A 24,710-nucleotide genomic window follows, 5' to 3' on the forward strand; every position below is an offset into this window, starting at 1 on the left:
CCTTCTGTCGGAACGGGGGCTCGGCACCTGTGAATGGACTAGAGGCACTTCTGGTGCTCCAGCGGGCGAGGGACTCGATCTTCAGTCGCCTCGCGGCCGGGGGCTTCCACAGCTTCGGCCGTGGGTCTCGCATTCTGCTGCCGACTCGGCTCGGCAATGCCGACAAGATCTCGGTCGGCGACGGGGTTCTGATCGGCGCGGGCTCCTGGCTGATGGTCCCCTCCCGGTCGACCCCGGGACCGGTGATGTTCATCCACGACCGGGTCCGCATGCGCGGCGCCTCGATCTCGGCGGTGCGCAGCGTCGTCATCGAGGAGGGCGTCGGCATCGCCTTCGGGGTCTACATCGCCGACCACGCCCACGGCTTCGATCGTGCGGACATCCCGATCCGCGACCAGCAGATCTCCGAGCCTCGGCCCGTGCGGGTGTGCCGCGGGGCCTGGATCGGGCAGAACGCGGTCATCATGCCCGGCGTCACCGTCGGCGCGAACGCCGTCGTCGGCGCGAACGCGGTGGTTCTCAACGACGTGCCCGCGCGCACGGTCGTCGTCGGCGCGCCCGCGCGGGTCGTGCGGGAGCTGGTGAGCGAATGACTCCGACCCGCCCCGAGACGCGCCGCGCGCAGTCCGAGCCGACTCCCGCCCCGCGCGACGACGTCGTCTTCACGTTCTCGTTCGAGACCTACGCCGATGCCGTGCGACGCGGAATGATGCGGCCGCCGGACCGGATCGTGATGAGCCTGATGGAGAGCCCGCAGGTGGACGGGCTGCTGGTGGCGAACCCCTATCGATGGATGCCGCGGGTGCTGGCATCGGGACTGGTCGACCGTGACGCGCGCTTTCCCGAGACCGACCGGCGCTGGCTGCTGTCGCCGACGCGGCTGCGTCGCACCGATCGGCTGGACCCGGTCGAGGTCGAGAGGGAGTACACGACGTATGACGCCGCGCTCGAGCACGGCGTCCGGCGCAGGCGCCTGCGCTCTCCGGTCGCGCTGACGGCCAACCCGCTCGTGGCGGGGTTCGCGCCCATGGCGTGGGCGCGCAGGTCGACCTTCTTCGCCCGTGACGACTGGCTCAGCTCGCCGAGCCGCCAGGACTACTGGCCGGCGTTCCGCGAGGCGTACACCCGCATCTCGGCGTCCGGTCGGGGAGTGGTCGCGGTGTCGCGTCAAATCCTCGAGCGCATCGCGCCCACCGGACCCGCCGAGGTCGTTCCCAACGGGGTCGAACCCGCCGAGTGGCTCCGGCCGCAACCCGAGCCCCCGGCATGGCTGGCTCGCATCCCCGGCCCGCGTGCGGTGTACGTGGGCACGCTCGACTCGCGGCTGGATGTCGACGGGATCGCCAGCCTCGCGCGCGCCCGTCCCGATCTGCAGATCGTGCTGCTGGGTCCGCTGCCCGATCCGACGTACATCGCCGCTCTGGCGCGATCCGAGAACGTGCACGTGCATCCCAGCGTCGGCCGGGAGCAGCTGATCGCGACGCTGCGCAATGCGGACGTGTGCCTGGTGGCGCATCGGCGCACCGCGCTGACCGAGGCGATGAGCCCGCTCAAGCTCTACGAGTATCTGGCGGCGGGTGTCCCGGTGCTCTCGATCGACCTGCCGCCCGTGCGCGGCGTGAGCGACCGGGTCCTGCTGGTGGACACCGTCGCCGACTTCGCCGACGTCGTCGATGACGCCCTCGGTCTCGGCGCGGCGGCTGAGGCCGACCGGCGCGCCTTCGTCGCCGCCAACTCGTGGGCGGCGCGTCACGAGCGCGTCATCGCGTTCGCGTGCGGGGCGTGACGTGCCGGCGCGACGGCCGCTGGCCTGATCCGGGCAGCGCGTGTTTCGCGCATGTCACGCGCACCGGAACCCTTTGTAAACACCTGGTCGCACCTCTAGGTCACCCGCTGCCCGGGTTCTACGGTGAGGACTCAGAGCATGCGCAATCTGGGCCGCGTGGTCGAGCATCGGGGCTTGTGGTCCGTTAGAGCTGTGATCTCTTGGGGGCTCCGATGTCTGCTGAATCCACTGTTCCTCGCACGCCGATCGGCGCGCTCTCGCGCGCTGCGACGCTGACGCCGATCATCTCCGCCGATGCCGGCATCGCGCGTCAGCCCCGCCGTCTGGGGTGGCGACGCCGGCTGTCGTGGGGCATGGCGGCCACCGATGCGGCCGTGATCGCCGGCGCCGTTCTCCTGGCTCAGCTCGTGCGGTTCGGCGGTGCGGGGCTCGGACGGGCGATGGTCGGGCCGGGCCCGTTCGACGGGGCGTATCCGATCATGAGCGTGGTGCTGGCCACCACCTGGCTCGTCGCGCTCTCGGCGACCCGCAGTCGGCTGCACCGCAACATCGGGACCGGCATGGTCGAGTATCAGCGGGTGCTCCAGGCGACGCTGGGCACGTTCGGTGTGCTCGCGATCGTCGCGTTCCTCCTGCAACTGGACATCGCGCGGGGGTACCTGGCCATCGCGCTGCCGCTCGGGCTGGTGCTGCTGATCATCTCTCGAGCGCTCTGGCGGACCTACCTGCATGCGATGCGCCGAGATGGGCGCTGTATGACCGGTTCGATAGTGGTGGGAGCCGAGCCCGATGTCATGCGCGTGCTCGGCGATCTGCAGCGCAACTACCGGGTGGGTTACCGGTCGATCGCGGTCAGCATGCCGGAGCGCCCGTCGGTGCGCGGCGCGGCGGACGGACCCGATGCCGCCACGCTCGCGTTCGTGCCGATGCGCGAGGTCGCCGAGATCTCGAAGCGTGCGCGGGCGCGGGCGGTCATCGTGGCGGGGTCGCTTCCCGGCGGCAACGACGCGATCCGTCAGCTCAGCTGGCAGCTCGAGAACTCCCGCGTCGAGCTGATCCTGATGTCACGGCTCACCGACGTCGCCGGGCCCCGCATCCACATGCGCCCGATCAGCGGCCTGCCGATGGTCCACGTCGATCTGCCGCAGTACTCCGGCTTCAACCACGTCGTCAAGCGCGGATTCGATGTCGTGCTCTCCGCCCTGGCGCTGCTGGTGCTCTCGCCGGTGTACGGGATCATCGCGCTCGCGGTGCGGTTCGACAGCGAGGGGCCCGCGATCTTCCGTCAGGAGCGCGTCGGGGCCAACGGCTCGCGGTTCACGCTGTTGAAGTTCCGCTCGATGCAGGTCGATGCCGAGGCGCGCCTCGAGGCGCTGCGCGAGGCCGATCAGGGCAACGGCGTGCTGTTCAAGCTGAAGAACGACCCGCGGGTGACGCGAGTGGGACGGATGCTGCGGGTCTTCTCGCTCGACGAGCTTCCGCAGCTGTGGAACGTGCTGCGCGGCGACATGAGTCTCGTGGGGCCCAGGCCGCCCCTGCCCGCCGAGGTGGAGCAGTACGAGTCCCATGTCAGCCGGAGGCTGCTCACCAGGCCGGGCATCACGGGCCTGTGGCAGGTGAACGGTCGCTCCAACCTCTCGTGGGAGGAGAGCGTGAAGCTGGATCTCTACTACGTGGAGAACTGGTCGATCACCGGCGACATCATCATTCTCGCCAAGACCGTCCGCGCGGTGCTGAAGGGCGACGGCGCCTATTGAGGCGCCGGCGACGGAATCGGGGAGGCGAAGATGACCGGTCTGATCGTCCAGGAATGGATCGAGCGGTCGGGCGGCGCCGAGCAGGTGCTCGACGCCTTCCGCACCGCGCTGCCCGACTCGCGCTTCTACGCGCTGTGGAGCGACGACACCGACCGCTTTCCGGCGGGTCAGGTGTCGCAGTCGTGGATGGCGCGCACGCCGCTTCGGCGTCACAAGGCGTTAGGGCTGCCCCTGATGTCGCACACGTGGCGCCACGCGCACGTGCCCGCCCGTCCGGACTGGGTGCTCACCAGCAGCTATGTCTTCGCGCACCACGCCGACTTCGGCACGCGAACCCAGGGCGTGCCGAAGTTCTCGTACGTGCACACGCCTGCGCGCTATCTGTGGGAGCCCTCCCTCGACGGACGCGGCGCCGGGGGAGTGTTCGCCGCCGCGCGAGCGGTGCTCAAGAGCGCCGATCGCCGCGCCGCCGCGCACGCGGGCGACCTCGCCGCCAACAGCGAGTTCGTCCGTCGCCGCATCCAGCGCTCGTGGAACCGTGACGCACGCGTCATCCATCCGCCCGTGCACGCGCGCGAGATCATCGCCGGCGGCCAGTGGAGCGCGCGTCTGGACGCCCGGGAGCAGGACTTGCTCGCGTCGCTGCCCGAGCACGGGTTCCTCCTTGCTGCCTCCAGGCTCGTGCCCTACAAGCGCCACGACGCGGTGATCGGCATGGGCGACCGGCTCGGCATCCCAGTCGTCGTCGCCGGATCCGGCCCCGAGCGCGCGCACCTGACCGCGCTCGCGGCGGCCGCGAGCGTGCCGGTGCACATGCTGGGGTTCGTCTCGGATGCCATGATGCGTGCGCTGTTCCAGCGGGCACTGGCGTTCGTGTTCCCGCCGGTGGAGGACTTCGGCATCATCCCCGTGGAGGCGATGGCGGCCGGGTGCCCGGTGATCGTCAATCGCGTCGGCGGCGCGGCGGAGTCGGTGCAGGATGCGGTGACCGGGTTCCATGTCGACCCGGACGACCCGCGCGAGGTGGCGGCGGCCGTGGAGCGGCTCGGGTCGGTGGATCGCGAGGCGGCACGCACGCGCGCGGCCGCCTTCGACACGGAGCGATTCGTCGAGGCGATCCGCGAATGGGTGGGGCCCGCGGCAGGGTCGCAGGCCGCCGCCGCGCAGACTCAGCCGGCCGAGACCACCCGCCGCCCGAAGATCGCCTCTTCGGCCCGCGGGTAGCCGTCCGCCCAGTCGCGCCGCCGCCGCCACGCCGCACTCCACGGACGGTCGGTGCGCCGGGTGGCCGCTTCGAGCGCGGCGCGGGCGGCGACCCCGGTGTGCAGCAGCGCCCGGCCGGCTGCCGCACGCCGCGGCGACCACATCTTGTTGAGATAGGTCACCTTGCCGGCCATGACCATCGCCCCCTTCGCGCTGCCGCCCGAAGAGCCGCCGATCGTGTGGACGATCGCCGCGGGCGGATACACCACGCGCGCCATTCCACGCGCCGCCGCGCGCATGCTGAACTCGGCGTCCTCGCCGTACAGGAAGAAGTCCTCGTCCATGCCGCCGAGCTCGCGAAAGTCCTCCGCCGAGATCAGGAGCAGACAGCCGGTGATGATCGGCACCTCCCGGATCGTGTCGCGCTCCCAGCGCCCGAGCGATTCGGGGTCGAACACGCGCGACCGCTTGAACACCGTCGACAGCAGCAGGGCGAACATCGTCAGAGACCACAGCGACGGCGCCCCCCAGCACGAGCTCGGCTCGGTCGACCCGTCCGCCGCGAGCGTGCGACCTCCGAAGATGCGGTACTGCGGGTTGGCGCGGGCGAACGCGACGAGCCGATCCACAGACCCCGGCAGCATGATCGTGTCGGGGTTGAGCAGCAGCACGAACTCGCCGCGGGCGTGGGCGACGCCGAGATTGACACCCCGCGCGAAGCCCAGGTTCTCGCGCGCGTCGATGACGTGAACAGGCCCCGTCACCGCGCGGAGTCCGGCGACGCTGCCGTCGGTCGAGCCGTTGTCGACCACGATGATCTCCACCTCGACGGTGTCGGTGCCGCTCAAGACCGACTCGACGGCGGCGACCGTCTCGTCGCGGGTGTTGTAGCTGACGATGACGACGCTCACGTCGGGCGGGCTGGTCATGGGCGCGAGACCTCCTCAGACGCGGACGGGAGGAAGGCCGGATGCCGCGACCGCGTGCCAGCGGCGGGCGAGGTCGAGGTCGTCGGCGCTGATCTGGTCGGGCTCGCGCACCACGGCCAGTCCGCGTTCGGCGAGAAACCCGGCGAGGTCGTGCTGATGCCCGTCGACGTGCTCTCCGTGTGCGACCGAGCGGGGAGAGAGGATCGGCACCTTGCCCGCGGCGAGCGCGGCGAGAGCGGTGCCGGTTCCCGCGTGGCCGATGACCACGTCCGCCTCGGCCATGCGCGCCGAGAGCGCGGCCTGCGGCAGGGCTCGCACGCCGTCGATCGCGAGTTCCGAGACGTCGGTCGAGCCGACCTGCCACAGCGTCTCGGCGTCGGGCGGCAGGACGGTGATCGCGGCCTCGATCAGGCGGCGGAAGCCGAAGTCGCCGTTGCCGCCGACGGTGACGACGGCGCGCTGGACCGCTCCGGGCGCCTCGGCGGGGGCGATGTCGAACCCGTCGAAGACCGAGAGCGCGTAGCCCCACTTGTCGTTCGCGGCATGCGGATACTGCACGAAGCGCCGCACCCAGGGCACCCGCTCCATGACCCGGCCGGTCGCCGAGACCCCGGTCACGCGTGTCGCGCTCTCGATGTAGGTGAATCGGATGCGTCGCACGGATGCCGGGATCAGGGCGGACAGCGCGATCTGGGCCCCGGTGCTGATGACCCGGTCCACGTCGTGATCGATAATCGCGCGCCGGGCGATCCGGGTGTCGCGCAGGACGCCGAGAAGGTCCCGCGGCGGACGCGTGGGCACGTGGTAGACGCGTTCGCCGTCCAGGAGCGAGCGGCTCTGCGGCGTGTCGTCGGTCAGCCACACGACGTCGTCTTCGGCGGCGACGCGGGTGGCCAGCATCCGCAGCTGTGTCAGATGACCGCCCGAGATCGCCACCAGCAGAGTCGTCACTGTGTCGCTCCTGCCAGCGCGTTCCAGGCGAGCTCAGCGATGGCGGCCTGGCCGGCCACCGAGGGATGGAAGAAGTCGACCGTCGAGATCTCGTCCGCCGAGAACGGGTACGAGAAGACCGCCCCCGCGTCGCTGATGCAGTTCTCGTGGGCTGCGCAGACCTCGTCGATGACCGCGTTGAGCTCGGTGTTGCGTGTGGTCACGGCGGCACGCCGGTCGACGGATGCCGCATCCGTGGCCTGCGCGTCGCCCAGCAGGTTGCGGCACGACGGGCTCTGGTCCCACACGCTCGTGGCCGCGATCTTGTCGTGCCCGATCTGCCACAGGTGGCCCAGGTCGGGCACCGAGAGGGCGAGCACGCGCGCGTCCGGCGCCCCCGCCGAGATCCGGCCGAGCAGGTCGGTGTAGCTCGCCCGGAAGTCCTCCACGCTCGTCATCGAGGCGACATCTCCCTTGCACACGTCGTTGCCGCCGAGGAACAGCAGCACGAGGTCGGGCTGGGCGGCGATCACCTCGTCCGAGCGCTCGCCGATCGCATCGGCCACCGTCCCGCCGTCCTTCGCGCGGTTGACGACCTCGGGCTCGGTTCCCGTGAGAGCGGCGACGCGGGTGGCGATCGATGCGACCGCGGGGTCGTCGCCGGACGCCCACGAAGCGGCCGTGCATCGGCCGACCTCGCCGCACGCGTTGACTCCGAGCGACAGCGAGTCGCCCAGCACCCCGATCGTGTCGATGTCGCCGATGCCGGGCGGGGCGGCGATCTCGGTCAGGTCGACCGCCTCGGCGGGGGTCTCGGACGACCCGCATCCGCTCAGCGCGGCCGTCAGCGCGAGGATCGCGACCGTCGCGGCGAACGCGATCGGCTTCTTCGAGGGGCGCAGGCGCCTGGTTCGGTTCATGTCGATGCCCTACTCGTCTCGTCGCGGTTCCAGGCGGGGGCGTCGCCGCGCGCGATCGTGCGCGCGGCGATCACGTTCGGCAGGGTCCAGCTCACGCAGTACACGGCGAACGGCACCCACAGGCGCGGTCGCGCGGCCACCCGCCGCACGAGCCGCCCGCGTGAGGCGCCGTCGGGGCCGGGGGTCTGCGGCGCAACGGTCGCCGCAAGCTCCCGGTTGCCGCGCGCGATGCGTGTGGATCGGCGCAGGTGCGACGCGAAGCGGGCGGGGCTGCGCACGGTGAAGGAATGCTCCCGCAGCGTCCCCCGCTCGGCGGGAGCGAACAGCTGCTGCACGAAGCGGTCGTCGGCGATGACCTCGGGCCAGTCGTCGAACCGGGCGCGCCCCCGCGCCGACAGCGCGTACACCCCCGAGCCGATGTGACCGGTCGCGCGGTAGTCGCTCAGCTCCCACACGCGGTAGTGCTGGCGCACCGCCCACGACGCGTGCGAGGTGTCGACGACGAGGCGGGGCGAGGCCACCTCGATGCCGTCGCGGTCGAGTTCGTCGGCGAGGGCGAGGATCGTGTCGACGTCGATGGTGACGTCGGCGTCGAGGTAGACACGCGGAAAGGCGACGGCTTCGGCGTCGGCGGCGTTGAGCGCCGCGATCTTCGAGGCGCGGTCGATCTCGACGACCCGCACCCCGCGATGGGCGGCGGCCCGCGCTGCGGTGTCGTCGCGGCATCCGTTCGCCACCACCACGATCTCGAGGGTGTCCGCCCTCGGGTCGTGCGCGAGGCCGGACAGCAGGCGGTCGATCACGGCGGCCTCGTCGTGCGCGGGGATCACCACGCTCGCCTGGACGCTCACGGCCCGGCTCCGACGGTGGCCGCCGAGGCCCGCCGCGGGGTCGCCGTGAGCACCCACGCGCCGACGGCGAGCAGCATCAGGTGCATGAGGAACGACTGGAAGAACCCGAACGCGTCGAAGAAGAACAGCGACGCGCTGTAGCCGGTGATCGCGATCCCGATCGCGAGGGCGAGGGCCGCGTGGCGACGCTCGCGCGCCGTGCGCAGCGCGAAGACGACCAGCATGACGGCCGGGGCGAGCATGAAGACGGCGAAGCCGGCCACGCCCAGCGCCCCGGATTCCATCAGGATGCCGAGCACCTGGTTGTCGAGGATGAACGAGTTCGCCTCGTCGCCGACGACGATGCGGCTGCCGAAGCCCTGCCCGAAGAACGGCAGCCTCGCCACCTCGGCCATCGCCGGGGCCAGGTCGGCGAGGCGTCCTGCGCCGCGCATGCCCGCCGAGGTGTACTGCGACGCGATGAGCGTGTCGACGTCGAGGAACGACAGCAGCATCGAGTCGACCTGGGCGGGAACGACCAGCGCGGCGAGCACGACCATCGGCACCGCGAACGCCAGCAGCACGAACGCGACCCGGGGCACGAACAGGAGCGCGAGCAGGAACATCACGCCCATGACCACGACGGCGGTGCGCGAGATCGCCGCGATGATGCCGCCGAACACGAGCACCGTGCCGATGCCGTAGAAGATGCGGCGATTCATCTCGAGGCGCGGCCAGAGCGCGTACTTGGCCAAGTACACCAGGATCGGCAGGATCATGCACAGCATGACCGCGAGGGCGATCGGATGCTGCGCCGACCCGTACGCGCGGTTGACGCCCGCGCGCATGGCCTCTCCCTGGTCGCGCAGCATGACGAGCGGGAGAAAGCTCGAGAGCATCCAGAACACGTTGATGCGGGTGACACGCTCGACGATCGCGAAGAACCCGACGATCATCGCGCACCACGACAGGAACATGAGGAACTGCAGCACCAGCCGCTCCGAGGTGAGCAGCTGGCGCACGGTGAACAGCACCGACAGCAGCACGCCCAGTTGGAGGAAGGCCGACAACGACGTGGTCGCGAGCCCCGCGTTGACCAGTCGCGTGCCGTTGGCGATGAACGACACCAGCAGCGTGGCGAGGAAGATCCCGAGTGGCCAGCCGAAGGCGATGGGCTGCCAGCGGCGTCGCCTGTCGACGAGGAACGCGACGGCCAGCGCGATGATCGCGACGAAGATCATCACCCGGTAGGGCTCCAGCGCGAAGCCGAGCTGGATGGGCAGCGCGTAGCGCCGGGCCGGGATGAACATGATCGACGCGGCGAGCAGGAACAGCAGCGCCGGCCAGGTGAACAGCACCCGCCGCAGCAGGAAGACGGCGGACAGGCTCAGCAGCACCGCGCCGGTGATGAGCGGGGGCAGGAACACGACCGAGACGAGCACCACAGCGGCCAGCCCGAGGGCGATCGATACGATCGCCCACGTGCGCGGCCGACGCGGGGTGGTCGCCTCGGCGGTGTGCGCGGCGGCCTGCTCGCCCGATGCCGCCCGGGTGCGCGCGTCAGACTCGGTCGTGGTCACGGCGTGTCCTGCGGCGCCGGCCGTCACCCGACGAGGCCGTCGCCGGCGCCGCGACGTGCGCGCAGCGATCCGGTGCTCGTCGTGACGAGCTCGCGGTCGCCCTGGAGCGGTTCGAGGGTCTCGTCGAACGCGGGCTCGTCGCTTGTGGCCGGGGGCTCGGCATCGTCTGCCGCGTCGCCTGTCGCGACATCGTCCGCGGCGGCTGAAGCCTTCGCGGCCTTGCGCTTGGCCGCCCCGGACCGGGCCCCGGCGATGAGATAGATCAGCACGACGAACGCCAGCAGCACGCCCAGGAACGTCACCACGATCGGGATCGCCGGGTTGGATCCGTCGCCTTCGACCGCGTCGTTGGCGGCGAGCAGCTCGACTTCGACCCGCTGCGCGGGGTCGATGCCCTGCTCGTCCTGCTGCAGGGCGAGATAGGCCAGGAACGCGTCGGCGGCCGTCCGAGAGATCAGCTCGGCGCGAGCCTGCGTGGGGGCGATGCCGATCGCCTCGAGCACAGGCAGCTCGTAGCGACCCGGGAAGCGCTCGTCGCCGGCGGGCTGGGTCGTGCGCCGCAGACCCGAGAGCGACTCCTTCTCGTCGTCGAGCGGACCGATCGCCGCCTCGACGTCCTGCAGGATCGTGTCGCTCGAGATCAGGTAGGCGTACAGCAGCGCGTTCTGGGCGAGGTCGATCTCTTGAGGCTGGGTCATGCCCTCCTGCACTGGCATGCCGGGAACCTCGGCCTGGTACAGGGTGTCGTTCGGACTCGTGACGAGCATCGTGGTGGCGGCGGAGTAGGTCGTCTCGGCGCGCGAGACGACCTGGCCGTTCTGGATCGCGAAGCCCGCGAAGAATGCGGCCACTGCGGCGACGATCGCGCCGAACAGCAGAAGCCACTTGTACTGCCACAGTGTCTGCAAGTACTTGGGAGTGTCCATGGTGCTCGTCCCCTCTGTCTGGCGTGAGGCTCGCGCGGACGCACGTGCCTCGTTCCCCCCACACGCCGTCGGGCGAGTCTCCGTGTGTTCGAACGGTCGCCGACGCGGGCTCGAACGGGAGCTGGCCATCCAATGGTCGCGCCGCATTGTTAACGTCGAGACCCGGGTTTGTTGCACTCGTGTAAAGAGTGGGCGACATTCGCCCGCTCGGGTTGTGCCGCGCTTTCGCTCGCGCTCAGAGTGGGGGAAGGGATGAGGGACGGAGCGTTTCATGACCGAGCTGTCCACCGGGGGAGGGGGGCGCGAACTGTCTGTTCTCTATAGCTTTCCGCACGCCCTCGGCGCACCGGGGATCGGCTGGACCGCGTGGAACCAGGCCAACGAGCTCGTGCGCGCCGGGCATGACGTGCATCTGGTGGTGGCCAGCCTCGCGCGGGCGGTCGAGGGCGCGGCATCCGTTCACACCACCCTGACGGTGGCGGGCCGCCGGATCCCGCATCGGGCCGTCGGGCGCGATCGCGCGCTGCGCCATCACGACCGCGTCGCCGCGCGGATCGTTGCGCGGGCGGCGCGAGGCGGCGATCGGCACGGCATCGACGTCGTGCACGCGTGGCCGCTCGCGGCGGAGCGCACCTTCGAGGCGGCCCGGCGCGCGGGCATTGCGTCGGTCCGCGAGGTGCCGAACACCCACACCGAGCATGCGTACGCCGTCGTCGAGCGCGAGATCGCGCGCCTCGGGCTGGTGCCGCGCAAGGGCGCGAGCCACACCCGCAGCGCCCGGCACCTGCGTTCCGAGCAGCGCGAGTGGGCCGCCGCGACCGCGCTGCTGGTGCCGTCGGACTCGGTGGCCCAGACCTTCCGCGACCGCGGGTTCGACTCGCGTCGGCTGTTGCGGCATCGCTACGGCTCGAACGCCGCGCCCTACCCGCGAGACGCGTCGGCGCGCCCGTTCACCGCGGTCTTCCTCGGGCGGGTCGAGCCTCGCAAGGGGCTGCACTTCGCCCTGCAGGCATGGGCCGGCTCGCTCGCCGCGCAGGGCGGGCGCCTGCTCGTGTGCGGGCACGTCGACGCCGAGTACCTGCGCCACCTCGAGCCGCTGCTGTCCGCCCCCGGTGTGCGCCTGTGCGGCGTGACCGACGACCCGATGCGCGTGCTGTCCGAGGCTGACGTGCTGCTGCTTCCCTCCGTCGAAGAGGGCAGCGCCCTGGTGACGTACGAGGCGCAGGTCGCGGGGTGCGTGCCGATGGTGTCGGATGCCGCGGGCGCGGTGATCGACGAAGGGGTGACGGGCCTCACGCACCGCGTGGGCGACGTTACGACCCTCACACGACAGCTCGATGCGCTGGTGACCCAGCCCGAAGTGCTGCGCACGATGCAGGAGGCCGCGATGCGCCGCGCGGGCGAGCTGAGCTGGACGGCGGCCGCCCAACTGCAGGTCGAGGCCTACCTCGCCGCCGAACACCTGAAGGTCGAGCTCGAAGATGCTCCGGGCCGATGATGTGACGCTCGTGATCTGCACGAGAGAGCGACCGGGCATGCTGCGCGACGCACTCGCGTCTTTCCGCGCGAGCAGTCCCGCCGAGATGCAGATCCTCGTCGTGGACTCGGCGTCGACGACTCCCGAGACGCTCGCGGTGGCGCGCGCGGCTGGGGTCGAGGCGGTCCGCACCGACGTCAAGGGCCTGTCGATCGCCCGCAACACGGGGCTTGCGGCGACCGCTCGGCAGATCGTGTTCTACACCGACGACGACTGCACGGGGGTGGACGGCTGGGTGCAGGCCGCGCTCGCGCACTTCGACGATCCGACGGTCGGCGCCGTGACCGGGACGATGCTCGACCACAGCATGATCGGCAGCGGCGGCGATCCCGGCCCGGTGCGGCGCTATCGCCGCACGATCGAGGGACTGGATGCCGGACACGGCGCCGTGATGGCGTTCCGGCGCGAGCTGCTGCTCGAGCTGGGCGGCTTCGATCCGGTCCTGGGGGCTGGCAGGCGCCTCGCGGGGGCCGAGGACCTCGACATCTTCTGCCGCATCCTCGACGCGGGGCATGCGATCGTGTTCGATCCGGGCTGCGTCGTGCACCACCGGCACACCCGCGAGGACGACGCCTATGCGACGCTCCACCGCGGCTACGGTCTGGGGCTCGGGGCGCTGACTGCCAAGTGGCTGCGGCTGCGGTTCGGGGTCGGCCTGCTGATGGCGGCGATCGTGTTCAAGCGCACCGTGTCGCGCGCGTTCCGCAACCGGCGCATCCCGCGGCGGCGCGGGGCCGATCTCGCACTCCTCGGCGGCTTCTTCGGCGGCATGTTCCAGGCGATGAGGTTCCGGCGCGACGGGCGGGTCTTCGTGGACGACGACCCGCCGCATCCGATCGTTCTGAACGTGCCGAGCAGGAGCGGAGACGAATCGTGACAGAGCCGAGCCCGCGTGCGCAGCTGATCAGGTCGCTCGACGAGAAGTACGTCGCCGACAGCGTCGTGTTCGCGTCGATGTGCGCCGCCGGAACCCTGATCGTCGACGGGGCGTCGCTGCGCGGCCCCGACGGCGAGTTCGACCGTGCGGCGATCCGCGACCGCATCGAACGGCTGAGCTGGTTCGCGCCGTCGATGCGTCAGCGACTGGTGCACACGCCGCTGCGAGCGACGACCCCGGCGTGGGTTCCCGTGGAGCACCTGGACCTCGAGTACCACGTGCGCTTCCACTCCGGCGTCGAGCCCGACGACCCCGGCGTCGTCGAGGCCCTGACCGGCCGCGACAGTCCGGTGCTGGATCTGGACCGGCCCCTGTGGGATCTCGTGTTCGTGCCGCTCGAGTCGGGGCGGGTGGCGATCGTGCTGCGCTACCACCATGTCGTGGGCGACGCGATGTTCGGACTGCGCATCGGCGATGTGCTCGCCGGCACCGCTGCGCAGAGCACCGCGCCTGTGCCGGGGGATGCCGAGCGGGAGGCCGTCGGCATCGCGCCGCGCACCGGGCTGGGTGTGCTCAGGCTCGCGTGGCGCGAGTGGCGAGGGCGGCACGGCTCGGCCGGCGACGCGTGGCGGGCGTACTGGCGAAAGCCCTTCCGCATGCGGCTGCGCCGGTGGGGCGGGCGGGTGCTGCGCCCCCTGAAGAACGCGCGCATCGCCCGCACCGGAATGGTCGAGGCGGCCCGGCGCGGCCGTTCGTCCGAGTACGTCGTGGTCGACTTCGCCGCGGCGACCAAGCGCGCCTATCGCCTGGGCGGCACCGTCAATGACCTCCTCGCGGCGGCGGCGCTGCGCGCCGTCGCCGACCAGCGCGAGGGGACCGAGTCCATCTCGATCCTCGTGCCGATCTCGCGCCGTGCGCGCGGCGACGGCGAGGTGCGCAACGACGTGAGCATCGTGAAGGTCTCGGTGCCGACCTCGGCGAGCGTCGAAGAGATGCTCCCGCTGGTGCGCGAGCAGGTGCAGCGCGCGGTCGACTCGGGCGGGTCGATCGTCGAGGGCGCCGAGGACTGGGTGGGCTTCGCCACGTTCGTGACGCTGGGCCGCGACCAGCGCTGGTTCGGCGACGCGCCGCTTGAGACCCTGGTCGGGTGGCCGGCGGGAGATCCGCGCGACGACCTCGCGGTGCTCGCGTGCGCGTACCGGCGCGAGCTGGTCGTGAGCGCGACGGTGCGCGACTCGATCGACCGGTCCGCGCTGATGCGTTCGATCGAGCGGTCGCTGAGCGTGCCGGCCGAGAGGCCCGCGAGGGTCTGATGGGCCTGAAGGATGCCGTGCGCTCGGTGCTGGATCCGCGCACGCTCGGGCACGCGCTGCGCCTCGCGCACTTCAGCAGCTACTCGTTCGTCCGCCAGGTGCGGCGCCTGCGACTGGGCGAGGGGGTGACGATGGCCCCGAACGTGTCGTTCCGCAACGCGGAGCGCATCGCCATCGGGGCCGGATCCCACATCGGCGAGTTCTGCGTCATCTGGGCGGGCAACTCCACAGGTCGCATCCTCATCGGCGACAAGTGCCTCTTCGCGCCGCATGTGACCCTCACCGCGTCCAACTACGGCATCGAACGCGGGCCGGTGGCGATCATGGATCAGCCGAAGGTCGAAGAGGACATCGTCGTGGGTGCCGGCGCGTGGCTCGGTGCGAACGTGGTCGTGCTGGCGGGGGTGACGATCGGCGAGGGCGCGGTGATCGCGGCGGGCGCGGTCGTGACGAAGGATGTCCCTGCCTTCGCGATCGCCGGCGGTGTGCCCGCGCGCGTCATCGGCGAGCGGCCCGGGCCCGGCGCGGACTGACCTGCCGGGCGGGCGGCTCGGCGTGCGCGCCGCCGTCGGGAGCGCCGCCTTCGGGAGCGTCGCCGTCGGGTTGGGGGTTTCGCGGCTTGGGCGCACGCATCTGCTTGACGAACCCGAAGATCTGCGCGAAGTCGCGTCGATAGGCGGGGATCAGCAGCAGGGGGAGCAGGACCGCGCCCCCGGCGACGCCGCCGACGATCAGTTCGACGACGGCGATGGCATCGACGGCGCGGGTCGCGGCGAACGCCGAGGCGAACGCGAGCAGCGCGAACACGAGCGGGCGCATCACCGGGAAGACGATATCGCCCGGGCGCACGAAGGTCTTGCGGATCGCGAAGGCGAATCCCGGCACGAGCAGCACCGCCGACAGGATGCCGTAGGTCAGCGCCATCCCGTAGATCCCGCCCCACATGATCCCGACGATGAAGCCGACGACCACCAGTGGGCGGGCGACGAGGTCGTAGGCGAACTGCTGGTGCGAGCGGCCCATCGTGATGAACAGCCAGCCTCGCACCTTGCCGATGCCCTGCGCGATGCCGGCGATCGCGAGAATGCTGAAGATCGTGGCGGCCTGGTCCCATCCGGGTCCGAGCAGCAGCGCGAACAGGGGCTGAGAGACGGTCGCGAGGATCGCGTACGTCGGCAGCGTGAGGTAGCCGATCACGAGCAGCGCGCCGCGGATGTAGCGGCGGTAGCGCTCGGGGTCGTCTTGGAGCTTGCTCAGCACCGGCAGGGCGACCCGGCCGATCGGCCCGTTCAGCTGCTGCAGCGGCATGAGAAAGAGCGCGTAGCCGCGCGAGTACTGGCCGAGGGTGGCCGCGCCCAACTGCTGGCCGACGATCACGGTGTCGGCGTTGCGCTCGAGGTAGTTGAGCAGCTCGGCGCCGAAGATGCTGCCTCCGCGCGACAGCAGCGGGAGCACGTCGCGGTGCACACGCGGCCATCCGGGATGGGGCCGGATCGCCATCCACAGCATGATCAGGCGCACGACCAGGCCGCTGCCGACCATGATGATGAGCGACCAGTAGCCGAAGCCGAGCAGCCCCGCGGCGATCGCCAGGATCACACCCACCACCATCGTGACGACGTCGATGCGCGCGAGCAGCCCGAACTCGAGATCTCGCGTGGCTCGGGCCTGCAGGGGCATGGTGAGCCCGTTGACGATGAGGCTGGGAGCGATCACCAGGGTGATCGCGATCAGACGCTCATCGCCGTAGAGGGCCGCGATGAGCGGTGCGCACGCGGCCAGGATTCCGCCGAGCACCGTGCCGAACGCGAGGGCGAGCCAGAACAGGCTGCGCCAACTGCGCGCGCTGATCTCGCGCGCCTGGATGATCGCGCCGGTGAGCCCGAAGTCGCGCACGAGGTCGAGCACGCCCGAGATGGCGGTGACCATCGCGACCAGGCCGAAGTCGTCGGGGGTCAGCAGGCGCCCGAGCAGCACGATCGCAGCCATCTGGATGAGGGTCTTGGACCACATTCCGCCCATCGTGATGGCGATGCCGCGCGACGCGCGATGGGCGAGGCCGGCGCCCTGGTCGGGGGTGGGGGATGCGCTCACTTCAGGTCCAGATCGAGGCGAGGAACTCGGGGGTCGGGGTGGGCGTGAGCCGGTCGAAATCGGCGGCGCCCCACGACGCCAGCGAGGAGTCGTAGGTCCATTCGCCGTCGGCGACCGGGTTGTTGTCGAGGGCTCGGACGTACGAGACGTGCGTGTTCTGCACGCGGCCCCATTGGCTCTTGTACATCGAGCCGAAGATGTACGAGTCCTTCGCGTGCAGCTGGCCGGGCTCGCCGATGCCGTTGAGCGCCTGGTCCATGCTGGGGGTCTGCGCACCGTCGGGCACCGGGTAGCGCACGCGGATCGCGGTCGCCTGCGACGTGATGATGCTGTGCTCGAGGGTGAGGAACGCGGTTCCGAGCCCGGGGTCGTCCGGCCGCGATCCGCCGATCTGCAGCGCGCAGTTGAGCGAACCGAAGAACGTCGTGTCGCGCACGGTGAGGCCCCGGTACCACCCCGAGCCGTACATCTGCAGCGTGTCGACGTGGTCGGTGGCGCCGTTCGGGCGGAAGACCGGCGCGCCGTAGCATCCGTCCCAGACGCAGTCGGTGAGGGTGCAGCCCTCTCCGGCCGCGTACCCGAGGGGATCCGAGATGTCGGCTTTGGCGTCGGCCATGACGATCTCGTATGCGCCGCACTCGCGGGTCGTCGAGTTATAAGAAGACGCCATGCGCAGGCCCTTGGACATCTTCGCGTGCGCCCACGCGGTGCGGGTGCAGTTGGTCAGCAGCAGGTCGTCGGCGTCGATGCGGGCGAAGGTGATGCCCTTGACGTCGCGCAGTCTCGCCGGGCCGCTGATCGTCACGGTGCCGCGGCCGTCGCGGGGGGAGACCAGCACGTTCTTGGCCCAGTCGGCGCTGCCCAGGCCCTGCAGCACGGCCTTGGAGCCCGACGACGATCCGGTGCCGGTGAGGGTTCCGGGCAGGACCTTGAGGTGAACGCCCGCGGCGGCCTGCGCGGGGGTGACGCGGGCGAGGGCGGTGGCGATCGCAGGCCACGTGCAGCCGACCTCGATGATGTGCGCGACGGCCTCGCCGAGCCACGGCGTGTGCTCGGGCCAGTGGGTGCCGTTGGGGCCGAAGGACGGCACCACGACGGGACGAGCGCTCGCCGCGGTCGGCACGCCGGTCGTCGCGGTGCCGGGCGTCGGCGCGGCGGTGGCCGGCACCGCGTGGGGAAGCGGCGGGCGGTCGGCGGCGCACGCGGCCAGAGCGGCCACGGGCGCGGCGGTGAGGAGCCCGAGGAATGCCCGGCGGCTCGCTCGTGTGCGCCAGATGCGGTCGTCGGCCATTCGTCTTCCTCTCGGTCGATCGCTTGGACGAACGGGTCGTTCGCTCCGCCTGAAGAGGAGTCCCTTCAAGCATGGGGGCATCGACCGCGCGCGCACACCTGCCCGGGCATAGCGCAACAAAGAGTTCACACGGCAGTAACACCCGCAGTGGCGTGGGGTGGGCGATCAGCCCCGTTGGCACGCGACGCGCTCTCGCATGCTGTCTGCGGTGATCGGGCGGCAGCGGAGGGCGACTGCGGTGACGGCGACGGCGATCGCGACCGAGACCTATCGCAACGCGGCGGCTTCAGCCGACCCGTTCGCGTGCTCCGGCGTCGCGCAGCGCGAACGTGGGGTCGTCGTCGTGCCATTTCTCGATGCCCTGCACCACCCAGAACGCGCAGAACAGCGCGAGGGCGGCGGCTTCGGCGATCAGCACGATGGGCAGGCCGTTGCGCTCGGCCTGCGGCAGCAGCACGACGTAGAGCACGAGCACGCCCCCGAGAGCGGCGGCGATGACGGTGTAGAGCACGCGGAACACGGTCGCCGGAGCCGTGCCCGGGCGGGGGAACGCGTTGCGGACGGCGACGGCGGCGAACAGCCCGAAGAACGCGATGGTCGCGGCGAAGTGCCCCTGCTGCAGGAACGCGTCGCGGGCGAGGGTCCACGTCAGGCCGACCGCGGCCAGCACGGCGACGGTGACGACGAGCGAGAGCCACAGGGTCTTGAGCGATGCCTGCCGCAGGGCGATCAGCAGCACGGTGACCAGCACGAAGAGCGTGCCGACGACGAGGTAGGTGGTCACGCCGTTGGCGGCATCCGCTTCGTATTCCGCAGGAAAGCACCGGAAGCGGCACGGCGCCGTCACGCCCGGGATCGTGCGCGGGGCGACGGTGGTCGGCACGAGGGCGATGAGCGGAGCGAACAGGGCGGCCGCATCGAGCAGGAACCGTTCGGCGCCGCTTCCCGAGAGGGCGATCAGGGCGAGGGTGACGGCGATGAGCGCGCCGACGAAGCCGTTGCGGGCGGACGTGTAGAAGTAGTCGCTCACCGAGGTGAGCCAGCCGACGGATGCCGCGGCCACCGCGACCGACACGAAGATGACGATCACGCAGCTGGCCACGCCGATGCGCAGGTACCGGTAGGTGCGCTCGAGCGAGGTCGAAGGCTCGATGGGCGGCATATCGGCAAGGTTACCGATCGCCCCGGACGCGATGCCTGCCCGACCCCGGTGGCCCGCGGCACCCGTGCCGCGGCGCCAGCCCGCCCGACCGGCGCGCGAGGAGGTGCTTTCGCCCCGGCATGCCGACCCTCTCCCTGTTGCCCCGACTACTCCCCAGCGTGATCGATGTCCGGGACACGGTCGCCATCAACTACGGGTTCGACAGAGTGCGATTCCTCGCGCCCGTTTCCGTCGGCTCAGGAGTCGCTGCCCTTTTCACAATCACCGAAGCCGTTCGAATGAAGACCGGCCTCAACGTCGGCCTCGCCGTCGCCCGCACCCCGATCGGCCGCGCCGAGAAGGGGACGCCCGCGACGGAACGCCCCGAGGATCTCGCCTTCGCCTCAGCGCGCCGCCGTTGTCACGGCGCCGGGGCTCGATCCGTACGAACTCGACGACGTCGTCCTCGGCTGCGGCTCGCCCGGTGCCTGCCTCGAAGAGGCAGCGGACGGCGTCGGCCTCCTCAAGCGTTCTCGACACGCTTCGCTCGCCCCGAAGCGGAGGTAAGGGACTGGATCGCAGCCGCGCGCCCCGAGGGTTATCTCACCCCGGCAGCTCCCGAATGCGCGGCGCCGACCCAGGGCCTCGATTGGCGCTACATCCGCCGCGGAGTAGCAGGCCTACTGATGTGAGTATTTGGACCCTTGAGCGCCACCAGATATTGCGGTTCGGCGCCACACGATATTCGCGTTCAGCGCCACCCAATATTGCTCTTGAGCACCACCCTCGAGGACTGTGCTCAAGACCGCGGCTGGACGCGGCCTCGACCGGAGCCTCGAACGGCTGCAGGACGCATCGATGACCCCACCGCGTGTCCCCGTCGTCGAGGGCAAGGGCAGGCGCCGCCTGCCCGCGGCAGCCATGGCGAGGCGTGCGCGGTGAGCGGAACTGTCCCCGCTCAGGTGTCTCGAGACGCGCCCGGCCCTCGGCTGCGCGGGTCGCCCCGCGCTCCTCGGCAGGTGCAGCACGCGGTGGCGTTCAGCTGACGAACGACGCAGATCGCGGGGTGGCGCTCAAAGGCAATACTGGTGGCGCTCAGAAGAGCGAATACTCACTGATGCAAGCTGAGATGGATCCCGACGACACCGTCGTGGCGATTTGGCGCGCGTGCGACAGTTCGGCCTGGAGCGCACAGCTGCTCGAACTGCCGTACAGGTGAAGGGTGAGACCCGCCTCCACCACAGAGGCGAGCCCCCTATTCCTCGCCTACTTCGGGGCTCCAGCGGTCAACTCGCGTTGATACCTCCGCGCAAGAGCGCTTTCGTGGACGAGGCGACGGTGGGGGCGATCCGCAATGCGTTCGCCGCGATCGTCAACGCAGGGTTGAGCGCTGCCGAGGAGGGGAAGAAGGAGCTGTCTGCAAGGAAGAGATTGTCGACGTCGTGAACTCTGCACTCCGGCGTCAGCACACTGGTCGCTGGGTCGTGTCCAGCGACTGCGGTGCCGCACTGGTGGGAGTTGGTCTCGATTCCCATGCGCTTGGTGAGAACGAACGGGTATCCCGCCTTATGAAGCGCCGTCCGCATCCTCTTGACGAGCGTCTGGTGGGCACTCACGTTGGTTGGTGTCCAGTGAATCTCGATCCGTCCGGATGAGAGGACGACACCGTTCTCCTTGCGCGGCAAGTCCTCCGTCGTGAGATAGAGGTCTACGGTGCGCTTGGAGACGAGATCGAGTAGCCAAATCGGCACGATGCGGGCACCCATACGAAGCATTGGCCCGGCGAGCTTACCGAGCATCTGTACGTTGCCCAGGGGGTGCTTTCGTCCCGGCCCGCTCTCATACCAGTCGTTCATGCCGAGCGTCTTCTGCCAGGCCGTCTTGTTGCGACGGAACGGGTTCAGCGCGACGACGAAGGTGCTGTCGTGGACCATGTAGTTGCGACCCAGGAGCCCGGAGGAGTTGCCCAGCCCGGCCGGGTGTGCCTCTGACGCAGAGCGGAGCAGGACGACGGACGAGTTGACCGCACCGGCGGCCAGCACGAAAGTGAGAGCTTCGACGCGAACGAGGGTGCCATCGTCCTTCACTGCGAGCGCGGCGACGACACGCCTGCCCGAGCTGTCGGTCTCTAGGCGGTCGATGCGCAGGCCGGTCTCGAGGGTGACTGAAGCTGACGTGAGCGCCGGGTCGATGGCCCGGTTTTCGGCGTCCGACTTGTGCCCCGTTTCGCAAGGTGCGCCATCGCAGGTCGTGCACAGTTCTCGGTCTCGCTGGCTGTCGAGCTGCATGCCCGACGCCATACGGAACGGATGCAGACCCTGGCTCTCGAAAGAGGCAGCGAGCCTGGCGATCGTAGGCTCGTGGTCGAGCGCCGGGTGCGGGAAGGGCTGCGATCGCGGTGGCTCGGTCGAATCGGCACCAGTGTCACCGCGCACCTGGTACAGCGCTTCGGCTTCGGAGTAGTAGGGCTCCAGATCCGAGTAGCTGAAAGGCCACGCCGGCGAGATACCGTCGGCGGTCGGTGTCGCCAGGAAGTCCGACGCGCGGAACCGTGGAAGACACGCGCCGTAGACTTTGGTGTTGCCTCCGACGTAATAGTAAACACCGGGCTTGAACGGCGCCCCGGTCTTGCCGTTGTACCAGATGTCGGCGTTTTGATAGCGATGCTTCAGATAGACCTCGGAGGGGCTGGAGTTCTCCGGTTCGCGCGGGAGTCGCTGTCCGCGTTCGGCGATGAGGACACGGAAGCCTGAATCACGAAGGGCGTATGCGAGTGTGCCTCCGCCCATGCCACTTCCGACGATCAAGACGTCCGTATCGATGGTCTCGCCGGCGACAGCGCCAGGGGAATCCCAACCGCTCGCTTCGACCTCCGTTGCGGTACCAGTCATTCCGCGCCCTCCGCGTATTGCTGGATGGTGTCGACTGCGTCGAGCAACCAGTAGTCGCCCCACATGACTGACTCGTCGACGCCGAGGCCCTTGCCCTCGTGATAGGTGCCATGCTTCAGCACGCCCTCCCAGTCCTCGACGGGGCTGGCGAGGAAATCATCGGCCGCAAGAGCCGCAAGGGTGCGAACAGCGTGGTCTGCGTACGCGCGAGCCAGCGCGGGGTTATCGACAAGCCCGGCGAGTTGCCAGAGACCACCCGAGGCCGCGGCCGCAGCGGAACTCTCGTACGGCCGCACCGGGTTCGGCTCCTCCCAGTCGTTCGGCGGCACGAGCTGAGTGCGGGTCTTCTCGATCCAGAAATCGGCCGTTGCGCGAGCTGTGTCGAGGAAGCGGCGGTCGCCGGTGAATCTGTAGACGGTGCCGAATCCGTAGAGCGCCCACGCCTGTCCACGCGCCCAGGAGCCGGTGTCGGAGAAGCCCTGCTGGGTCGTCTGAGCGATGAAGTCGCCCGTTTCGAGGTCGAACATGGCTTCATGCGACGCCGAACCGTCTCCTCGGATGAGGTGGCGGCGAGTCGTCAGACAGTGCTGCGTCGCGACGTCGGCGAGCGAGTCGTCGCCGGTTTGCTGCGACGCATAGAACGCCATGTGGATATTCATCATGATGTCGATGAACAGAGACGCCGGCTCGCGGAAGCTTGGCATGTAGTTCCCGATGGGCCGGTACCGGCTGGCGGTCGTACGACCTGCCTGCACGAGCACGTCCTTCAGCGACTGCTCGCCGGTCGTCTCGTACCAACGGCGATACGTCGACCAGAAGATGAAGCCGAGGTCGTGAACGGAGTCATCGTGCTGTCGCTCTTCCAGGAGGCTGGAGTAGTGCTCGGCTGCTGAACGGAAGCTGTCTCGATGGGCGGGGTCGCCTGCGCGGCGCGACAGCATCCAGAGCTGCCCTCCGAGGAAGCCCTCACACCAGTTGGTCCACACCTCGCCATCAACGACCCACTTTCCGTCTTCGGTGTACAGGGGGAACTGGTCGGGATGTGCGGAGATGAGGCCGGCGACCTTGGCTTCGGCGGTGTCCCACACTCGACGGGCGACGTCGGCGAATCCCGCCGGCACGACGTAGTCGCGCGGGAGGACGACCGGCAGCATCGTAGGGAGTACTGAGCGGCTCATGCTCCGACTCCGTCGGGGGCGTCGACCCACCGGCTGATTCGAGATCCGACCTGGAGCTGAATGGTCTTGGCCTCGCTGAACTCGGCGAGGGCCTGGCGTCCCAGTTCGCGTCCGATTCCGCTGGCGCCGTAGCCGCCGAACGGGACCTCGGGGTAGCCATCCATCCATCGGTTCACCCAGATGGTTCCTGCGCGCAGGTCGCGGGAGGCGGTGAGCGCCTCGTCGATGTCCTGTGTCCAAATACCCGCCGAGAGACCGTAGTTGGTGCTGTTGGCGATCCGAACAGCTTCCGACAGCTCGTCGAAGGCGAGGATCGACAGAACCGGGCCGAAGATCTCCTCCGATGCGATGCTCATGTCGGGCGTGACGTTCGTGAACAGGGTCGGCTCGAAGAAGAGCGAGTCCGGTCCGAACGAGGCTCCACCGGTCACGAGCGTTGCTCCGGAGGCGACACCTTCGCCCACGTAGCGCTCGACGACGGCGAGTTGCTGGGCGTTGACGAGCGAACCGACCTGGGTGGAGCTGAGGAGGGGGTTTCCCACGGGAACGAGCTTCGTGCGCTCGGCGACAGCAGCGGTGAAGTCGTCGACGATCGAACGATGCACCAGAAGGCGACTTCCCGCGTTGCAGCACTGGCCGGTATTGAAGTATCCACCGAAGACTGCGGCGTCCACGGCGGCGGCAAGGTCCGCGTGCCGGCTGACGATCTGGGGGTTCTTCCCACCCAGTTCCAGTTCAACCTTCTTCAGGTCGGCACCGGCGGTGCCTGCGATCTTGCGGCCGACCTCGGTGGAGCCAGTGAAACTGATCATGTCGATGCCGGGGTGGCTGACGATGGCAGTTCCGAGGCTTCCTGATCCGGTCAGCACGTTGACGACGCCGTCGGGGAACCCCGCCTCGCGGATGAGGCCGCCGAGCATGATGGTCGTCGTCGGGCTGAACTCACTCGGCTTCACCACAGCGGTATTGCCGGCGGCGAGGGCGAAGGGAAGCTTCTGCGAGATGATCAGGATCGGGAAGTTCCAGGGCGTGATCATGCCCATGACGCCGACGGGTTCATTGACGACGAGCGCGAAGGTGTCGGCACCGAGCCCGTTGTGGGCATCCCCCTGCGAGTGGCGCGCGAGCGTTGCCGCATACTCCCACAGCTCCGCCGTGGATTCGACCTCGTTGCGCGACTGGCTGATCGGCTTGCCGGTGTCGAGGGTTTCCGCGAGGGCGAGCTGCTCCGCGTCGCGGCGGACGAGCTGTGCGACGCGATAGAGCAGCTTCGACCGGACCGCGCCCGACGACAAGCGCCACCCGCCATCGAGCGCAGTGCGCGCGGCTTTCACCGCAGCATCCACGTCGGCAGCCGAAGCGTTGGCGTAGGTGCCGACTTCGATGTTGTGCGCGGGGCTGGTGCGGGTGAACCGGTCGCCGCTAGAGGCTTCCACGTCTTTCCCGTCAATGAGCAGAGTGTGGTTGCACACGACGACCTCGTCGGTCGTGTAGTCCTTGCCGGTAGTCATGTCGTCCTTCTTCTGG

General features: G+C 69.9%; 20 protein-coding genes. 8 read left to right on the forward strand and 12 right to left on the reverse strand.

Features of this window, described 5'->3' with window-relative positions; translation table 11 throughout:
• Positions 1-53: 53 nt before the first annotated feature.
• From AB1K54_RS01340 to AB1K54_RS01355, 4 genes are all read left to right on the forward strand, one after another.
• Positions 54-593, forward strand: a complete 540-nt coding sequence (locus AB1K54_RS01340; protein ID WP_371200890.1) for a DapH/DapD/GlmU-related protein — start codon at positions 54-56, stop codon at positions 591-593.
• A complete protein-coding gene (locus AB1K54_RS01345) occupies positions 590-1,786 on the forward strand; it encodes a glycosyltransferase (RefSeq protein ID WP_371200891.1) in 1,197 nt (398 codons plus the stop codon). The genes AB1K54_RS01340 and AB1K54_RS01345 overlap by 4 nt, the downstream gene beginning before the upstream one ends.
• 212 nt (positions 1,787-1,998) lie before the next feature.
• Positions 1,999-3,543: a sugar transferase gene (locus AB1K54_RS01350; protein ID WP_371200892.1), complete on the forward strand. Its 1,545-nt coding sequence runs from the start codon at positions 1,999-2,001 to the stop codon at positions 3,541-3,543.
• 30 nt (positions 3,544-3,573) lie between these two features.
• Positions 3,574-4,767, forward strand: a complete 1,194-nt coding sequence (locus tag AB1K54_RS01355) for a glycosyltransferase (RefSeq protein ID WP_371200893.1) — start codon at positions 3,574-3,576, stop codon at positions 4,765-4,767.
• On the opposite strand, the gene AB1K54_RS01360 is transcribed toward AB1K54_RS01355, so the two are convergent.
• From AB1K54_RS01360 to AB1K54_RS01385, 6 genes are read right to left on the reverse strand one after another with little or no spacing between them, the layout of a single operon-like run.
• On the reverse strand, positions 4,713-5,675 hold the full coding sequence (locus tag AB1K54_RS01360; RefSeq protein WP_371200894.1) for a glycosyltransferase family 2 protein: 963 nt from the start codon (positions 5,673-5,675) through the stop codon (positions 4,713-4,715). The two genes, AB1K54_RS01355 and AB1K54_RS01360, sit on opposite strands and share 55 nt — an antisense overlap.
• Before the next feature lie 15 nt (positions 5,676-5,690).
• Complete coding sequence (locus AB1K54_RS01365; protein WP_371200895.1) at positions 5,691-6,626, reverse strand: glycosyltransferase; 936 nt, start codon at positions 6,624-6,626, stop codon at positions 5,691-5,693.
• Positions 6,623-7,525 (reverse strand): SGNH/GDSL hydrolase family protein, encoded by a 903-nt coding sequence (locus AB1K54_RS01370; RefSeq protein ID WP_371200897.1) that lies wholly within the window; start codon positions 7,523-7,525, stop codon positions 6,623-6,625. The genes AB1K54_RS01365 and AB1K54_RS01370 overlap by 4 nt, the downstream gene beginning before the upstream one ends.
• Positions 7,522-8,376, reverse strand: a complete 855-nt coding sequence (locus tag AB1K54_RS01375; protein ID WP_371200898.1) for a glycosyltransferase family 2 protein — start codon at positions 8,374-8,376, stop codon at positions 7,522-7,524. Before AB1K54_RS01375 ends, AB1K54_RS01370 begins: the two co-directional genes overlap by 4 nt.
• Positions 8,373-9,935: an O-antigen ligase family protein gene (locus tag AB1K54_RS01380; RefSeq protein ID WP_371200900.1), complete on the reverse strand. Its 1,563-nt coding sequence runs from the start codon at positions 9,933-9,935 to the stop codon at positions 8,373-8,375. The genes AB1K54_RS01375 and AB1K54_RS01380 overlap by 4 nt, the downstream gene beginning before the upstream one ends.
• 23 nt (positions 9,936-9,958) lie before the next feature.
• The gene (locus tag AB1K54_RS01385; RefSeq protein WP_371200901.1) at positions 9,959-10,861 is read right to left on the reverse strand and encodes a hypothetical protein; all 903 of its coding nucleotides are present in this window, start codon (positions 10,859-10,861) and stop codon (positions 9,959-9,961) included.
• 271 nt (positions 10,862-11,132) lie between these two features.
• Here AB1K54_RS01385 and AB1K54_RS01390 point away from each other — a divergent pair, with 271 nt between their 5' ends.
• The 4 genes from AB1K54_RS01390 to AB1K54_RS01405 are packed head-to-tail and all read left to right on the forward strand — an operon-like array spanning position 11,133 to position 15,121.
• Complete coding sequence (locus tag AB1K54_RS01390; RefSeq protein WP_371200902.1) at positions 11,133-12,359, forward strand: glycosyltransferase family 4 protein; 1,227 nt, start codon at positions 11,133-11,135, stop codon at positions 12,357-12,359.
• Positions 12,343-13,275: a glycosyltransferase family 2 protein gene (locus tag AB1K54_RS01395; protein WP_371200903.1), complete on the forward strand. Its 933-nt coding sequence runs from the start codon at positions 12,343-12,345 to the stop codon at positions 13,273-13,275. The genes AB1K54_RS01390 and AB1K54_RS01395 overlap by 17 nt, the downstream gene beginning before the upstream one ends.
• Positions 13,272-14,588, forward strand: a complete 1,317-nt coding sequence (locus AB1K54_RS01400) for a wax ester/triacylglycerol synthase domain-containing protein (protein WP_371200904.1) — start codon at positions 13,272-13,274, stop codon at positions 14,586-14,588. The genes AB1K54_RS01395 and AB1K54_RS01400 overlap by 4 nt, the downstream gene beginning before the upstream one ends.
• Entirely contained in the window at positions 14,588-15,121 is a 534-nt protein-coding gene (locus AB1K54_RS01405) for a DapH/DapD/GlmU-related protein (protein ID WP_371200905.1), read from the forward strand. Before AB1K54_RS01400 ends, AB1K54_RS01405 begins: the two co-directional genes overlap by 1 nt.
• Here the strand turns inward: AB1K54_RS01405 and AB1K54_RS01410 are convergent.
• The 6 genes from AB1K54_RS01410 to AB1K54_RS01435 all read right to left on the reverse strand — a co-directional run bounded on the left by AB1K54_RS01410 (position 15,087) and on the right by AB1K54_RS01435 (position 24,694).
• Positions 15,087-16,682: a lipopolysaccharide biosynthesis protein gene (locus AB1K54_RS01410; protein WP_371200906.1), complete on the reverse strand. Its 1,596-nt coding sequence runs from the start codon at positions 16,680-16,682 to the stop codon at positions 15,087-15,089. The two genes, AB1K54_RS01405 and AB1K54_RS01410, sit on opposite strands and share 35 nt — an antisense overlap.
• A 1-nt stretch (position 16,683) precedes the next feature.
• A complete protein-coding gene (locus tag AB1K54_RS01415) occupies positions 16,684-17,973 on the reverse strand; it encodes a hypothetical protein (protein WP_371200907.1) in 1,290 nt (429 codons plus the stop codon).
• A gap of 286 nt (positions 17,974-18,259) precedes the next feature.
• Positions 18,260-19,135, reverse strand: coding sequence for a hypothetical protein (locus tag AB1K54_RS01420; protein WP_371200908.1), 876 nt, complete (start codon positions 19,133-19,135; stop codon positions 18,260-18,262).
• 1,265 nt (positions 19,136-20,400) lie between these two features.
• The gene (locus AB1K54_RS01425) at positions 20,401-22,005 is read right to left on the reverse strand and encodes a GMC oxidoreductase (RefSeq protein WP_371200909.1); all 1,605 of its coding nucleotides are present in this window, start codon (positions 22,003-22,005) and stop codon (positions 20,401-20,403) included.
• Positions 22,002-23,159: a glycoside hydrolase family 88 protein gene (locus AB1K54_RS01430; protein ID WP_371200910.1), complete on the reverse strand. Its 1,158-nt coding sequence runs from the start codon at positions 23,157-23,159 to the stop codon at positions 22,002-22,004. Before AB1K54_RS01430 ends, AB1K54_RS01425 begins: the two co-directional genes overlap by 4 nt.
• Before the next feature lie 20 nt (positions 23,160-23,179).
• Positions 23,180-24,694, reverse strand: coding sequence for an aldehyde dehydrogenase family protein (locus AB1K54_RS01435; protein ID WP_371200911.1), 1,515 nt, complete (start codon positions 24,692-24,694; stop codon positions 23,180-23,182).
• Positions 24,695-24,710: the final 16 nt, after the last annotated feature.

The sequence above is a fragment of the Microbacterium sp. BWT-B31 genome, assembly GCF_041379855.1.
Classification (GTDB): Bacteria; Actinomycetota; Actinomycetes; order Actinomycetales; family Microbacteriaceae; genus Microbacterium.